Source organism: Ramlibacter sp. PS4R-6, from assembly GCF_037572775.1.
Classification (GTDB): domain Bacteria; phylum Pseudomonadota; class Gammaproteobacteria; order Burkholderiales; family Burkholderiaceae_C; genus Ramlibacter.
On sequence record NZ_JBBHKA010000001.1, the window covers coordinates 3662946 to 3676004 of the forward strand.

The following is a 13059-nucleotide window of genomic DNA, read 5'->3' on the forward strand; positions in this document are numbered from 1 at the left end:
CCACGTCACACCACCTTCAGGCGCACCACCGGCCGCGTCGACTTGCGCCGCGCGATTTCCTGGAACCCCGCGTCGTCGAACATGGACTTCGCGCCGAACCACATGCTGCTGTCCGCGGCGCGCCCGGGCTTGTCGACCGGGTAGCCCTCGAGCAGCTTGACCTTCTTCTTGCGGCAGAAGGCCACGGCCGCATCCAGCAGGCGCCGCGCGACGCCCTGCTTGCGGAACTCGCTGGGCACCACGAAGCAGATCACCGACCACACCGGCTTGTCGTCCACCGGCTTCATGATCGTGGAGTTGGCCAGCCGAGCGAAATCCTCGCGCGGGCCGAAGGAGATCCAGCCGCAGGGCACGCCGTCCTCGTAGCCGACCAGGCCCACCTGCTCGCCGCCGTCCGCCAGCGCTTTCAGCTGCTTGCGGTTCTTCTCCTTGATCTTCGCGTACTCGGCCGTGCCCCATTCGGTGCTGCCGGTCTTGCGGTAGAACATGCACCAGCACGCACGCGCCACCGAGCAGCCGCGCGCGTTGAAGACGGCCTCGAGGTCCGGCCAGGTGGCGGCGGTGAGCGGCTTCGTCGTGAAGGTCATGCGCCCTCCGCGAACCGCACCTGCGGGATCCAGTTGCGCGCCCGGCGCGCCAGGCGGTCGGCCTCCGTCTCGCCGTCGAAGGTGGCGCTGGCCTGCCTGAGCGCAGCCTTGTCGACGTTGTCGAACGCGTTCACGCTGACGACCGCGTAGGTGTGTCCTTCGACGACGCTCGTGACGACCGGCACTGCGCCGCAGCGCGAGCAGATGTGGAAGCGCGCCGTCTTCGTGCCGAATGCGTAGTGCGAAACCTGCGACGGCTCCTTCACCTGCACGCTCAGTTGGCCCTGCGGGTTGGACGTCCACACGCCGCCGTGCTTCTGGCAGAACGTGCAGGTGCACGCACGGGCCGGGATCTCCTTCGCATCGCCGGGCCAGTCGAGGTCGAACGCGATGTTGCCGCAGTGGCAGCTGCCGTGGATGTTCATGGACGCGTCCCCGAATCCCATTCGCGGCGCAGCAGCGCCCAGACGGCGCTGTCCACCGCTTCGCCGCGGATGATGTGGTGTTCGCGGAAGGTGCCTTCGTGCGTGAACCCCAGGCGGCGGATGACCTTCTCGGACGCCGCATTGCGCGGGTCGATCACGGCCTCCAGCCGGTTCAGCCCGAGCTCGTGGAAGCCGAACTGCACCAGCGGCGGCAAGGCCTCGGCCACGTACCCGCAGCCCCAGGCATCGCTCGCCAGCGCATAGCCGATCTCGGCGCGGCGGCTCGGCAGGTCGAACTTGAACAGCAGCACTTCGCCCAGCACGCGCGCGTCCTCGCGGCGCTCGACGGCCAGGCGGACGTAGCCGCCTTCGGCCATGGTGTTGATGTCGCGCGCGATGCGCTGGTGCGCTTCGTCCAGGTCCTTCCAGTCGCCGATCGGGATGTGCCGGAACACCTGCGGGTCCGCGTACACCTTGAAGAGGTCGGCCGCATCCGCGTGGCGGAACGGGCGCAGGACGAGGCGCGAGGTTTCGAGGCGGACGTCGGCGTACGTGGGCATGCGGCCAATTATGGCGGCGGCCCTACGCGAGAGTGGCAGGATCCAGATTGGCCCCGCACACGACGAGGCAGGCGCGGCGGGCGTCCGCGGCAATGCCCGCGCGCAGGGCGGCCAGGGGCACCGCGGCGGCCGGCTCGACGGCCAGCTTGAATTCTTTCCACAGCACCAGCTGCGCCTCGCGGATCGCCTCGTCGGCGAGCAGGTGCGATTCGCGCACCCAGCGCTGCGTGATGTCCCAGGCGATGGCGCCCACGCGCTTGGCGCCCAGCGAATCGGCCGCGACACCGCTCACCGCGACGTCGACCGGCCCGCCGGCTTCACGCGCGCGGTGCAGCGTGGGCGCCAGCTGGGGTTCCAGCGCGATCACGCGCGTGCGGTCCTCGCACCACGCCGCGATGCCGGCGATCAGGCCGCCACCGCCGACGCTGACGAGCACGGCGTCGGGCAAGCCGCTGCCCTGTTCCTCGATCTCCCGGCCGATGGTGCCCGCGCCGGCCACCACCTCGGGCTGGTCGTAGGCATGCGTCATCAGCGCGCCGGTCTCCCCTTGGCGCGCGATGCACGCTTCGAGCGCCTCGCCGTAGACCGCACCGGTCACGACCACCTTCGCGCCGAGTTCGCGCAGCTTCTGCTGCTTGGCCGGGCTGCAGACCGTGGGCACGAAGACTTCGCAGGGCACCCCGAGCTCGCGCGCGGCGGCCGCCGTCGCGATGCCCGCGTTGCCGCCGGAAGCGACGATCACGCCCGATGCGGGAATGGGGTTAGCCAGCAGGCGGTTGAGCATGCCGCGCGCCTTGAAGCTGCCGCCCGCCTGCAGGTGCTCCAGCTTGAGCCAGACCTCGTCGTTGGCGACGCCCAGCGCCTTGCCCGGTAACTTGAGCAGCGGCGTGCGGCGGATGAAGTGCGCGTAGTCGCGCGAGAAGCGATCGGCAGCCTGCGCGATCGCGCCGCGGTTCACAGCTTCAGCCCCTTGGGCAGCGGGAACTTCACCGTCTCCTCGATGCCGTCCATCTTGCGGATCGTGACGGCGCCGAACGCGCGGATGTGGCGGATCACGGCCTTCACCAGCACCTCGGGCGCGGACGCGCCGGCGGTCAGGCCCACGCGGTCCTTGCCTTCGAGCCACTCGGCCTTGAGGTCTTCCACGCTGTCCACCATGTACGCGGGCACGCCCAACTTGCGCGACAGCTCCGCGAGGCGGTTGCTGTTGGAGCTGGTCCGGCTGCCGACGACGATCAGCACGTCGACCTGCCTGGACAGCAGCTTCACGGCGTCCTGCCGGTTCTGCGTGGCGTAGCAGATGTCCTGCTGCTTGGGCTCGCGAATCTTCGGGAAGCGCTGCTTCACCGCCGCCGAGATTTCCGCCGCGTCGTCCACCGACAGCGTGGTCTGCGTGACGACGGCGAGCTTGTCCGTCTGGCCCGGCTGCACCTTCTGCACGTCGTGCACGTCCTCGACCAGGTGGATGCCCGACTCGAGCTGGCCCATCGTGCCCTCGACCTCGGGGTGGCCCTTGTGGCCGATCATGATGAACTCGTAGCCTTCCTTGGCGAGCTTGGCCACCTCGACGTGGACCTTGGTCACCAGCGGGCAGGTGGCGTCGAAGATGCGGAAGCCCCGGCGCGTGGCCTCTTCCTCCACCGCCTTGCTCACGCCGTGCGCGGAGAACACCAGCGTCGCGCCGGGCGGCACTTCGTCCAGCTCCTCGATGAAGATCGCGCCCTGCGCCTTCAGGTCGTTGACGACGAAGGTGTTGTGCACGATCTCGTGGCGCACGTAGATGGGCGCGCCGAACTTGGCCAGCGCGCGCTCGACGATCTCGATGGCGCGGTCCACCCCCGCGCAGAAGCCGCGCGGTTCGGCCAGGACGATTTCCTTGGGGACGGTGCTCACAGGATGCCGATGACTTTCGCTTCGAACGTGACGGCGCGGCCCGCCAGCGGATGGTTGAAATCGAACAGGACGGCGTCGTCGCCCACCTGCTTCACGTGGCCCGCGTAGCTGGACAGGCCGTCGGGCGTGGGGAACTGCACGGCCTCGCCCACGTGGTACTCCGTGCTGGTCTCGCCCAGGTCGCGCAGCATCTTCTTGGCCACCCACTGGATCATCTCGGGGTTGCGCTCGCCGAAGGCCTCGCCGGCCGAAATCTCGAAGGTGCGGTGCGCGCCCTCCTCCAACCCGATGAGGTGCTTTTCGACGGCCGGCGACAGCTCGCCCGTGCCCAGCGTGAGCGTGGCGGGCTTGCCTGCGAACGTGTTGATGATGTCGCCTTCGGGCCCGGCCAGACGGTAGTGCAACGTGAGGAAGGAGCCCGGCTGGACACGGTTGGATGCCATGCGGATGCCGATCGGTAGGCCGTCATTCTAGGTTGGCGCGTTAAGGGCTGACGACCGCCATGCTCAAGACCCTGCCCGCCGACTCCCGCCCGCGCGAGAAGCTCCTCGCCCGCGGCGCCGCCGCCCTCTCCGACACCGAGCTGCTCGCCCTGCTCCTGCGCACCGGCACGAGGGAGCGCGGCGTCCTCCAGATGGCGGACGAAGTGCTGCAGAGGTTCGGCGGGATCGCGGGACTTTTGCACACCGAGCCCACGGCGCTGAAGGCCGTGAGCGGGCTGGGCGGCACGGCCAAGCGCGCCGAACTGCTGGCGGTGATGGAGCTCGCGCGCCGCGCCGCCGCGCAGCAGCTGAAGGAGCGCGAGGTCTTCAGCTCGCCCGATGCCGTCAAGCGCTTCCTGCAGCTGCACCTGGCGCACAAGGCGCACGAGGTCTTCTGCGTGCTGTTCCTGGACGCGCAGAACCGCCTGGTCGAGATGCGGGAACTCTTCCACGGCACGCTCACCCAAACCAGCGTGTACCCGCGCGAGGTGGTCAAGCAGGCGCTGGCGCTGCACGCGGCCTCGGTGGTGCTCGCGCACAACCATCCCAGCGGCACCGTGCAGCCCTCGCGTGCCGATGAGGCACTGACGCAGACGCTGAAGTCGGCGCTGGCCCTCATCGACGTGCGCGTGCTCGACCACGTGATCGTTGCCCCGGGTGATGCGTTGTCCATGGCCGAAAAGGGCTTGCTGTAACCTCGCTTCGATGAAGTTCAAGTCGCTGCAAGACCTGCAGGCGGTGGGCAAGAAGCTCGCCGAGCAGCAGAAGGCCGCCGCCGAAAAGGAAAGGGCCCGGCAGGAGGCCGAGCGGCGCGCGCATGCGGAGCGCACGCTGTTCGTGCGCGCCGCGGGCGAGGTGCAGCCGCTGCGGCAACATGCCGCGCCGCATCGCCGGGTGGACCTCGCGCCCGAGCAGCCCGCGCCCGTCGCCGTGCAGCAGCAGCTGGACGAGCAGCGCGTGCTGCAGGAGTCGATCAGCGACGAGTTCGACGCGACGACCTTGCTGGACGTCGACGAGGCCCTGAGCTTCCGCCGCCACGGCGTCGGCATGGACGTGGTGCGCAAGCTGCGCAAGGGCGGCTGGAGCATCCAGGGCGAGATCGACCTGCACGGCCTGCGCCGCGAGGAGGCGCGCGAGGCGCTGGCGGCTTTCCTGCGCGAGTCGCTCAAGCGCGGCTGGCGCTGCGTGCGCGTGGTGCACGGCAAGGGCCTGGGCTCGCCCGGCAAGACGCCCGTGCTCAAGGGCAAGGTGCACGGCTGGCTGGTGCAGAAGGACGAGGTGCTGGCCTTCGTGCAGGCGCGCGGCGACGAAGGCGGGGCGGGGGCGCTGGTGGTCCTGCTGCGACCGACCGTACCGGGCGCCTAGCCCGGCGTGTTGCGCATCCAGTCCGCCGTCTGGAAAAACGATTCCTTCAGGCGTGCGCGCAGCTGCTCGTCGATGCCGACCTCGCCCATCGCCTGGTCCATGCACGCGAGCCACTGGTCGCGCTCCACCGAGCGGATCATGAAGGGCATGTGCCGCGCGCGCAGGCGCGGGTGGCCGAAGCGGCTTTCGTAGTGCGGCGGCCCGCCGAGCCAGCCGCACAGGAACCAGAAGAGGTTCTGCCGCGCGCGCACGAGGTCCGTGCCGTGCGCCTGCCGCAATTCGGCGTACGCGGGCTCGAGGTCCATCAGATCGTAGAAGCGCTCGACGAGCTGCTGCACCTTCCCTTCGCCGCCGATCCACTCGAAAGGTGTCCGGGTCTGCGTGTCCTGCGTCATGCCCTCATTCTGCCGCGCGGCGCAGCGTCTCCACGACCGGGCGGTTGAGCACCTCGCGCAAGCCCCACCAACCGGCCGCCAGCGCCAGCGCGGCGCCGGCCAGCGCGCCGAAGAACGGCACCCAGGCCGATGCGGTCCACGTGAATTCGAAGGCGTAGCGCGCCATGGCCCAACCGACCACGCTGGCGACCATGCTGGCAAGGAAGCCCGCCAGCAGCCCGACGCCGGCGAGCTCGGCGCGCTGCACCTGCCGCAGCAGCTTGCCGCCCGCACCCACCGCGCGCATCACGGCGAACTCGCGGGCGCGCTCCTCGCGCGTCGCGGTGACTGCGGCGAACAGCACGACCACGCCCGCGGCCAGCGTGAAGCCGAACAGGAACTCCACCGCGCGCACCACCTTGTCCAGCACGCCCTGCACCTGGTTGATGGTGGCGGTCATGTCGACGTTGGTGATGTTGGGGAAGCGCCGCACCAGCTCGTTGTCGAAGCCCTTCTTCGCCGGCGCGCGGAAGGCCGTCATGTACGTGGCCGGGACGCCCTGCAGCTGCGCGACCGGGTAGATCACGAAGAAGTTCGCGCGCATCGAGCCCCAGTCCACCTTGCGCAGCGAGGTGATCTTCGAATCCACCGCTAGCCCGCCGATGTCGAAGCGCACCATGTCGCCCAGCTTCAGGCCCAGCGTGGTGGCGATGCCATCCTCCATGCTGATCGCCCCCGGCTCGTTGTCGGCCCATTTGCCCGCGACCACGGTGTTGTGGTCGGGTTGCGCGGCCGCGTGCGACAGGTTGAACTCGCGGTCGACCAGGCGCTTGGCGCGGTCGTCCTTGTAGTCGTCGGGCGTCACGGTCCGGCCGTTCACCGCGACGAGCCGCCCGCGGATCATGGGGAACCAGTCGTAGTTCTTCACGCCGGCCGAGCGCAGCGCGCCCTGGAAATCGTCCGCCTGCTCCGGCATCACGTTTATGACGAAGCGGTTCGGCGCGTCGGGCGGCGTGGCCTGCCGCCAGCTGGAGATCAGGTCCGTGCGCAGCAGCACCAGCAGCACGAGCGCGAGCAGGCCCACGGCCAATGCGCTCACCTGCACGACGGCATACGCGGGCCGCGCCGAGATCTGCCGCGTAGCCAGCACCAGCCAGCGCGGCGCCGTCGCTTCGTTGACCGAGAGGCGCAGCACCTTCACCGCGATCCAGCTGAGCACCGCGAAGAGCACGACCGCCCCCGCGAAACCACCGACCGCCATGGCGCCCAGCAAGAGGTCGCTGCTGGCGCCCAGCAGGAGCGCGGCAAAACCGGCGACGCCGATGGTGAGCACGGCGAGCGAAGCCGGCTTGAGATTGCCGACATCGCGCCGGATCACGCGCAGCGGCGGCACATGCGCCAGTTGCAGCACGGGGGGCAAGCCGAAGGCCAGCAGCAGCGTCAGGCCCATGCCCAGCCCGAACAGCCCCGGCCCCACGCCCGGCATCGGCAGGTCGCTGGCCACCAGGCCCGACAGCAGCTGCACGAACACGAAGTGCACGATGAAGCCCAGCGCCACGCCGATCGCGCTGGCCACCGCGCCCACCACGCCGAACTCGAACGTGTACGCCCAGGCGATCGTGCGCTGGCTTTGCCCCAGCACGCGCAGCATCGCGCAGTCGTCGAGGTGGTTGGCCGCGAAACCGCGCGCCGCGAGCGCGACGGCGACCGCGCTGAGCAGCGCCGCGAGCAGCGCGACCAGGCTCAGGAATTTCTCGGCGCGGTCCAGCGTCTGGCGCATCTCGGGGCGGCCGGCCTCGAACGATTCCACGCGCACGCCGCGCACGTCGGCGCGCTTGGCCTGCGCGTCCGCCCAGTTCGCGAACTCGGACACGCGCTTGTCCGGCCCCGCCACCGCGAACCGGTACGAGATGCGGCTGGCCGGCTGCACCAGCTTCGTGGCCGGCAGGTCGCCCGCGTTGATCATCACGCGCGGCGCGAAGCTCATGAAGCCCGCGCCGCGGTCGGGCTCCGCCGTGATCACGCGCGCGATGCGCAGGTGGCTGTCGCCCAGCAGCAGCTCGTCGCCCGGCCCCAGCGACAGGCCCTCGAGCAGCGATGCATCGACCCATGCCTCGCCGGCTTTCGGGATGTCCTTGGTCGGCTGCCCTTCCCCTTCGGGTTGCACCGCGGTGGACAGGCGCCCGCGCAACGGATAGCCCTCGGGCACGGACTTCAGCGCCACCAGCCGGGCCGCACCGCCCTTGGCATCCGTCGCGCGCGCCATCGTCGGGAAGGTGGCCGTGGTCGTTGCCTGCAGGCCCAGCTCCTTGGCTTTCGCGGCGAAGGCGCCCAGCGACGGGTTGTCGCTGACCACCACCGCATCGCCGCCGAGCAGCTGGCGCGCGTCGCGCGCGAGGCCGGTCTTGAGGCGGTCGGCGAAGAAGCCGACGGCCGTGAGCGCCGCCACGGCCAGCGTCACCGCCACGATCAGCAGGCGCAGTTCGCCCGCGCGCAGGTCGCGCCAGAGCGTGCGCCATCCGAGCTGCCAGGCGGAGTTCATGGCGGCGAGGCTACCCGTGTTTCCTTAGGCGCGCATGAGCGCTTACTTGGGGGCTGCGTCCAGCCGCTGCTCCAGCTCCCGCAGCAGCGGGCGGATCTTCTCGCCCACCTGCATCAGCGGGTTGGAGAAGCCGTCGGACTTGCCGGCCGCCTGCTCGCGCTCGCGGATCACCGGCACCGCCGCAGCGAAGGCCTGTTCGAGCGAATGGGTCTTGCGCAGCTGCTCGTCGAAGAGGGCCCGGCCGAAGAAGGTGAGCTCGGAGCCGACGCCGCAGCCGAACGACGTGTGCGTCGCGTCGGCCGCCGTCATCACCAGCGTGTGCTCGTCGGCCAGGGGGCCGACCCATCCGCCCGCGTAGCAGGCCGACACCACGATCACGCGGTGGCGGATGCCGGCGTTGTCCAGCGCCTGGCGCAATTCGCCGGGGCTGACGGGGTCCACCGCCAGCGGCGCGTTCGCTGCCTCCAGCTTGAAGTCCTTCGCGCCGTGCGACGTGAGGTACACGAACAGCACGTCGCGCTCGCGGTCCATCTTCTCGCCGGCGGCGGCGATGGCGCGGTCGAGGTTGGCGGGCGTGGCCCAGGGCAGCGCCTCCGCGGTCGTCGCGTGGTTTGCCAGCTGCATCACCCGCCCGGCGGCGTCGAAACGCTCTTCCAGCAGGCGCGTGACCATCGTGCCTTCGCGCAGGAACACGTCCTCGTTGGCGTACGGCGAGAAGACGACGCCGTACACGTCGACCACGCCCGGCCGCTCCGGCGCGAGGTTCGCGGCGGCCTGCCGCAGCATGCCTTGCTGCGCCTCGAAGGTTTCCTGCGACAGCTGCAACTGCGGCTTGCCCTCCGGTCCCTGCGCCAGCGCATCGGGCTGCCAGGGACGGTCCGGGAACTGCCACGCTGCGATGGCGAAGAGCAGCGCGAAGCCGGCGGTGAGCGCCGTGTTGGCGCGCGGCCGTACGTCGAACGCCGCGGCCAGCCGCGCACCCATCGCCAGAATCCACACCCACAGCACCAGGTAGACGAGCCACGCGCGCCAGTCGCCTTCGTTGAACCACGCCGGCATCGCGTCATAAGCCTGCGCAATGCTCACCAGCTGCGCGAAGCAGTTGATCGGCACGACCGCGGTGATCCACAACGCGAACCACGCCGCCAGCCCGCGCGGCGTCTCGCCGGCTTCCTCTCGGCGTGGCAGCACCCACCACGCCATCAGCAGCATCGCCGCGGTGCTCCACCACGGCACGAGCCAGCCGCGCAGGTCGAAATGCGCGTCGCCCGCCACTTCCAGGCGGCCCAGCGCGATCTCCAGCAGCGACCACAGGGCGACGAGCGCGGCGACCTGCCACGGCGTGGGCTGCGCGCCGCCCACGCGCGGGCGCAGCAGCACGCCGGCCCTCAGGCCTTCGGCGATCCAGCGTGCAAGCGGCAGTCTTTCGGGTTCCGGCATCGCCGGATCATGCCACCGCGGGCGCAGCGAGCTCCGGTTGCAATTGGAGACGTTCGCAGCCCGCGTAGCAGAGGAAGCGCTTGTTCATCGCGCGGCCGATCGCGCACAGGCCGAGCTTCTGCGCGATCTCCTGGCCCATCTGCGTGATGCCGCTGCGCGAGACCACCACCGGCACGCCCATCTGCGCCGACTTGATGATCATCTCGCTGGTCAGGCGCCCCGTCGTGTAGAAGACCTTGTTGCTGCTCGTCATCGCGGCGCCCTGCAGCCACATCCAGCCGGCGATGGTGTCGATGGCGTTGTGCCGGCCCACGTCCTCGACGAACAGCAGCATCTTCCCGCCTTCGAACAGCGCGCACCCGTGCACGGAGCCGGCGGACTTGTACGTGCTTTCCTGCAGCCGGATCGCGTTGACGATGGCGTAGAGCTGGGCCTGCGTGATCGTCGCCTCGGGCAGGTGGATCGAATCGACCTCGTCCATGAGGCCGCCGAACACGCTGCCTTGCCCGCAACCGGTGGTGACGACGCGCCTGGCGGTGCGCTCCTTGAATTTCGCGATGCCGCGGCGCGTCTTCACGGCGGCGGCGTCGACGTCCCAGTCCACCGTGATCGATTCGATCTCGTCGGGCGACTCCACCAGGCGCTGGTTGCGCAGGTAGCCCAGCACCAGCCACTCCGGGTGCGCGCCCAGCGTCATCAGCGTGACGAGCTCGCGCCGGTCGACGTAGAGCGTCAGCGGCCGCTCGGCGGGGATCGAGGTGGTGCCGCGCTCGCCGTGCTCGTCGACGGTCTCGACTTCGCGCGTGAGGGGCGCGCTCGCCTGCGTGAGGAAGGGCAGCGGCATGGGGGCGATTATTCCCCCATGCGGGAATGCCTTACTGCTTCGCGGCCTTGCCCGAGGGCTGGATCTTCGCGGCTTCCTGCTTCACGCTGGGTGGGCTGGTGGCATTGCCGGCCGGCGAATGCGCGCCCGAGGTCTCCAGCGGCTTCTGCGCGGGCTGGTTGAAGGCGAAGGGGCCCGGGTCCATGCACGGGGCCAGCGGGGCGGCGGAAACCGGCGTTCCCGATGCCGCACCCGAGGCGGGCGCGGCCGGCGGCTTGGCGGCCACCTGCATGGGCTTGGCGCCGCCCTTGCCGTACTTGGCCGCGATCTTGTCCTGCACCTTGCACGTCTGCCAGGCGTCATATTTGGCCTGCCACGCGGTCTTCGCGGCGGTTTCCGCGGCCTTGGCCTTGGCGGCTTCGTCCAGCTGCGGCGGGGGGATCTTGGCGGATGCCGCCAGGGCGAAGCCGGCCAGCGCCAGCACGATGAGGCTCTTGTTCATGGCTTGCACTCCTCAGGCGGGCCTTGCGGTTTCGGCCGGGGTCGATGGGCCGGCGGGCTGGCTGCGCTGCACCGGCACCTTGCCGTCGCGCAGGTCCTCGTACCAGTAGCCGTGGTGCTCGTGCGCCCACGCCTCGTCGACCCAGCCGTGGCGCATCGCCGTGTACGCGCCGCGCACGCCGACGGTTCCCAGGTAGATGTGGAAGCCGATCAGGCAGATCATGAAGACGGCCGCCACGGCGTGGACCATGTGCGCCGTCTGCATCGTCGCGCGCAGGTAGTCCATCGAGGGAACGAGCTTGTCGAGCACCAGGCCCGACGCCACGACCACGAGGCCCAGCGCCACCACGGCGATCCAGAACACGACCTTCTCGCCGGCGTTGAAGCGGTGCGTCGGCGGCTCGTCGCCCGACTTGCTGAAGATCCCGCCGAGCTTCAGCAGCCAGTTGAGGTCGCCGCGGCGCGGGAACTCGTCCTTGATGAAGGTGATGATCACGATGACCAGCGACACCGCGAACAGCGGCCCGAAGAAGTTGTGCAGCGTCTTGAGCAGGTAGGTGAGCGGGCCGAACAGCTGGCGCCCCATCACCGGCAGCAGGAAGAACTTGCCGAAGGCCATCACGATGCCCGAGATGCCGAGCACGCAGAAGGCGATGGCGTTGGTCCAGTGCGCCGCGCGCTCGAACGGCGTGAAGCGCTCGATCAGCTGGCCGCCGCCGCCGACGGCCGGGGCGTGGCCGATGGGGCCGCGCGTGAAGTAGAAGATGCCGAGCGCCACGAGGGTGATGAGCACCAGCGCGCCGCCGTAGGGAATGATGTAGTTGTTGCGCACCTGGCGCCACGCCTCGCCCGCCGTCACGTACTTGGTGCCCGGGTAGGCCACCGGCGGCTGGATCAGCACGCCCATCTCGGGGTACTGGTCCTTCGGGTAGTTCGTGAAGCCTTCGACGCCGCGTGCGATGTCGCGGTACATGGGCGCGTTGTTGCCCGGCTGCACGCGGTTGCGCTCGCCGTTGCTTTGCTGCATGTACTTGGGGTCGGAGCTGGCGTCCGGCTTCACCTCGGGCTTCACCTCGAGGATGTTCTGGCCCTTGATGCCGCCCATGCCGGGCGCGGGCGGCGGCTCGTCGTGCTTCGGCGCGGGCGCCTGCGCGAACGCGAAGGCGCACGCCAGCACGGCGAATGCGGCGACGAGGCTGCTGCGAACGCCACTCATCTTCACGGCACCTTGTTGTAGTCGTTCTGGCCCATCTGGGTGCGCACCTTCAGCTGCTGCTCCCAGGCCCCCTTGTCGCCGTTCTTCCAGCCGGCGGCCGTGTAGGGCGGCGCGACGCCCGTGCCTTCGAAGGCCTGCTTGTCGACCTTGCTGTTCGAGCCGATGGTCTGCGGCTGGTCGCCGCAGGCCACGACCAACAAGGGGAGCGCGAGGTAGACGAGCCGCTTCACGACTTCTGCCCCCCGGGCTGGCCGGCCTGCTTGGAGCCGTAGGCGGTGCCCCAGCCCCAGGCCTCGGCGCCCTTGCCGCGCTTGACCACGCGGTTGCGGAAGATGTCGGCCACCACGTCGCCGTCGCCGGCGAGCAGCGCCTTGGTCGAGCACATCTCGGCGCAGGCGGGCAGCTTGCCTTCGGCGAGGCGGTTGCGCCCGTACTTCTCGAACTCGGCCTGCGAGCCATTGGCCTCGGGGCCGCCGGCGCAGAAGGTGCACTTGTCCATCTTGCCGCGCACGCCGAAGGAGCCGGCCGAGGGGAACTGCGGCGCGCCGAACGGACAGGCGTAGCTGCAGTAGCCGCAGCCGATGCACACGTCCTTGTCGTGCAGCACCACGCCCTCGTCGGTGCGGTAGAAGCAGTTGACCGGGCACACCGCCATGCAGGGGGCGTCCGAGCAGTGCATGCAGGCGACCGAGATCGACTTCTCGCCCGGCACGCCGTCGTTGAGCGTGACCACGCGGCGGCGGTTCACGCCCCAGGGCACCTCGTGCTCGTTCTTGCAGGCGGTGACGCAGCCGTTGCACTCGATGCAACGCTCCGAGTCGCAGACAAATTTCATTCGTGCCATGGTGCTG

Annotated in this window: 16 protein-coding genes; 2 read left to right on the forward strand and 14 right to left on the reverse strand. The window is 70.0% G+C overall.

Translation table 11 applies throughout. The features are described from left to right. Positions 1-5: 5 nt before the first annotated feature. The 6 genes from WG903_RS18270 to WG903_RS18295 are packed head-to-tail and all read right to left on the reverse strand — an operon-like array spanning position 6 to position 3908. The gene (locus WG903_RS18270; RefSeq protein ID WP_340078007.1) at positions 6-587 is read right to left on the reverse strand and encodes a GNAT family N-acetyltransferase; all 582 of its coding nucleotides are present in this window, start codon (positions 585-587) and stop codon (positions 6-8) included. After that, on the reverse strand, positions 584-1012 hold the full coding sequence (locus WG903_RS18275) for a GFA family protein (RefSeq protein WP_340078008.1): 429 nt from the start codon (positions 1010-1012) through the stop codon (positions 584-586). Before WG903_RS18275 ends, WG903_RS18270 begins: the two co-directional genes overlap by 4 nt. Beyond that, positions 1009-1572: a GNAT family N-acetyltransferase gene (locus WG903_RS18280; RefSeq protein WP_340078009.1), complete on the reverse strand. Its 564-nt coding sequence runs from the start codon at positions 1570-1572 to the stop codon at positions 1009-1011. Before WG903_RS18280 ends, WG903_RS18275 begins: the two co-directional genes overlap by 4 nt. Positions 1573-1594: 22 nt before the next feature. After that, entirely contained in the window at positions 1595-2530 is a 936-nt protein-coding gene (locus WG903_RS18285; protein WP_340078010.1) for a threonine/serine dehydratase, read from the reverse strand. Then, positions 2527-3465, reverse strand: coding sequence for a 4-hydroxy-3-methylbut-2-enyl diphosphate reductase (gene ispH / locus WG903_RS18290; protein ID WP_340078011.1), 939 nt, complete (start codon positions 3463-3465; stop codon positions 2527-2529). Before ispH ends, WG903_RS18285 begins: the two co-directional genes overlap by 4 nt. Continuing rightward, positions 3462-3908, reverse strand: a complete 447-nt coding sequence (locus tag WG903_RS18295; RefSeq protein ID WP_340078012.1) for an FKBP-type peptidyl-prolyl cis-trans isomerase — start codon at positions 3906-3908, stop codon at positions 3462-3464. Before WG903_RS18295 ends, ispH begins: the two co-directional genes overlap by 4 nt. A 59-nt stretch (positions 3909-3967) precedes the next feature. Between WG903_RS18295 and radC the strand changes: the two genes are divergently transcribed. Together radC and WG903_RS18305 are read left to right on the forward strand one after the other, a co-directional pair. Continuing rightward, positions 3968-4642 carry a RadC family protein gene (gene radC, locus WG903_RS18300; RefSeq protein WP_340078013.1) on the forward strand — a complete coding sequence of 225 codons (675 nt, stop codon included), beginning with the start codon at positions 3968-3970 and terminating at the stop codon, positions 4640-4642. A gap of 10 nt (positions 4643-4652) precedes the next feature. Next, positions 4653-5312, forward strand: a complete 660-nt coding sequence (locus tag WG903_RS18305) for a Smr/MutS family protein (RefSeq protein WP_340078014.1) — start codon at positions 4653-4655, stop codon at positions 5310-5312. On the opposite strand, the gene WG903_RS18310 is transcribed toward WG903_RS18305, so the two are convergent. Genes WG903_RS18310 through fdh3B form a run of 8 tightly spaced genes read right to left on the reverse strand, consistent with a single transcriptional unit; the run spans position 5309 to position 13052 of the window. Beyond that, entirely contained in the window at positions 5309-5707 is a 399-nt protein-coding gene (locus WG903_RS18310; RefSeq protein WP_340078015.1) for a group II truncated hemoglobin, read from the reverse strand. The genes WG903_RS18305 and WG903_RS18310 overlap by 4 nt on opposite strands. 4 nt (positions 5708-5711) lie before the next feature. Beyond that, positions 5712-8228, reverse strand: a complete 2517-nt coding sequence (locus WG903_RS18315; protein WP_340078016.1) for an ABC transporter permease — start codon at positions 8226-8228, stop codon at positions 5712-5714. A gap of 42 nt (positions 8229-8270) precedes the next feature. Continuing rightward, complete coding sequence (locus WG903_RS18320; protein ID WP_340078017.1) at positions 8271-9668, reverse strand: C13 family peptidase; 1398 nt, start codon at positions 9666-9668, stop codon at positions 8271-8273. A 7-nt stretch (positions 9669-9675) separates the two neighbouring features. Further along, a complete protein-coding gene (locus tag WG903_RS18325; RefSeq protein ID WP_340078018.1) occupies positions 9676-10512 on the reverse strand; it encodes a formate dehydrogenase accessory sulfurtransferase FdhD in 837 nt (278 codons plus the stop codon). Between the two features lie 31 nt (positions 10513-10543). Further along, on the reverse strand, positions 10544-10993 hold the full coding sequence (locus WG903_RS18330; protein WP_340078019.1) for a hypothetical protein: 450 nt from the start codon (positions 10991-10993) through the stop codon (positions 10544-10546). 12 nt (positions 10994-11005) lie between these two features. After that, entirely contained in the window at positions 11006-12208 is a 1203-nt protein-coding gene (locus WG903_RS18335) for a formate dehydrogenase subunit gamma (protein ID WP_340078020.1), read from the reverse strand. Positions 12209-12210: 2 nt separating this feature from the next. Then, positions 12211-12438 carry a hypothetical protein gene (locus tag WG903_RS18340; protein WP_340078021.1) on the reverse strand — a complete coding sequence of 76 codons (228 nt, stop codon included), beginning with the start codon at positions 12436-12438 and terminating at the stop codon, positions 12211-12213. Further along, positions 12435-13052 carry a formate dehydrogenase FDH3 subunit beta gene (gene fdh3B / locus WG903_RS18345; protein WP_340078022.1) on the reverse strand — a complete coding sequence of 206 codons (618 nt, stop codon included), beginning with the start codon at positions 13050-13052 and terminating at the stop codon, positions 12435-12437. The genes WG903_RS18340 and fdh3B overlap by 4 nt, the downstream gene beginning before the upstream one ends. Between the last annotated feature and the right edge of the window lie 7 nt (positions 13053-13059).

Coding starts and splice junctions, on each gene's coding strand:
- WG903_RS18330 (WP_340078019.1), bottom strand. CDS start 10,993: ATGAACAAGAGCCTCATCGTGCTGGCGCTGGCCGGCTTCGCCCTGGCG.
- WG903_RS18325 (WP_340078018.1), bottom strand. CDS start 10,512: ATGCCGCTGCCCTTCCTCACGCAGGCGAGCGCGCCCCTCACGCGCGAA.
- WG903_RS18275 (WP_340078008.1), bottom strand. CDS start 1,012: ATGAACATCCACGGCAGCTGCCACTGCGGCAACATCGCGTTCGACCTC.
- WG903_RS18270 (WP_340078007.1), bottom strand. CDS start 587: ATGACCTTCACGACGAAGCCGCTCACCGCCGCCACCTGGCCGGACCTC.
- radC (WP_340078013.1), top strand. CDS start 3,968: ATGCTCAAGACCCTGCCCGCCGACTCCCGCCCGCGCGAGAAGCTCCTC.
- WG903_RS18305 (WP_340078014.1), top strand. CDS start 4,653: ATGAAGTTCAAGTCGCTGCAAGACCTGCAGGCGGTGGGCAAGAAGCTC.
- fdh3B (WP_340078022.1), bottom strand. CDS start 13,052: ATGGCACGAATGAAATTTGTCTGCGACTCGGAGCGTTGCATCGAGTGC.
- WG903_RS18280 (WP_340078009.1), bottom strand. CDS start 1,572: ATGCCCACGTACGCCGACGTCCGCCTCGAAACCTCGCGCCTCGTCCTG.
- WG903_RS18295 (WP_340078012.1), bottom strand. CDS start 3,908: ATGGCATCCAACCGTGTCCAGCCGGGCTCCTTCCTCACGTTGCACTAC.
- WG903_RS18335 (WP_340078020.1), bottom strand. CDS start 12,208: ATGAGTGGCGTTCGCAGCAGCCTCGTCGCCGCATTCGCCGTGCTGGCG.
- WG903_RS18315 (WP_340078016.1), bottom strand. CDS start 8,228: ATGAACTCCGCCTGGCAGCTCGGATGGCGCACGCTCTGGCGCGACCTG.
- WG903_RS18320 (WP_340078017.1), bottom strand. CDS start 9,668: ATGCCGGAACCCGAAAGACTGCCGCTTGCACGCTGGATCGCCGAAGGC.
- WG903_RS18310 (WP_340078015.1), bottom strand. CDS start 5,707: ATGACGCAGGACACGCAGACCCGGACACCTTTCGAGTGGATCGGCGGC.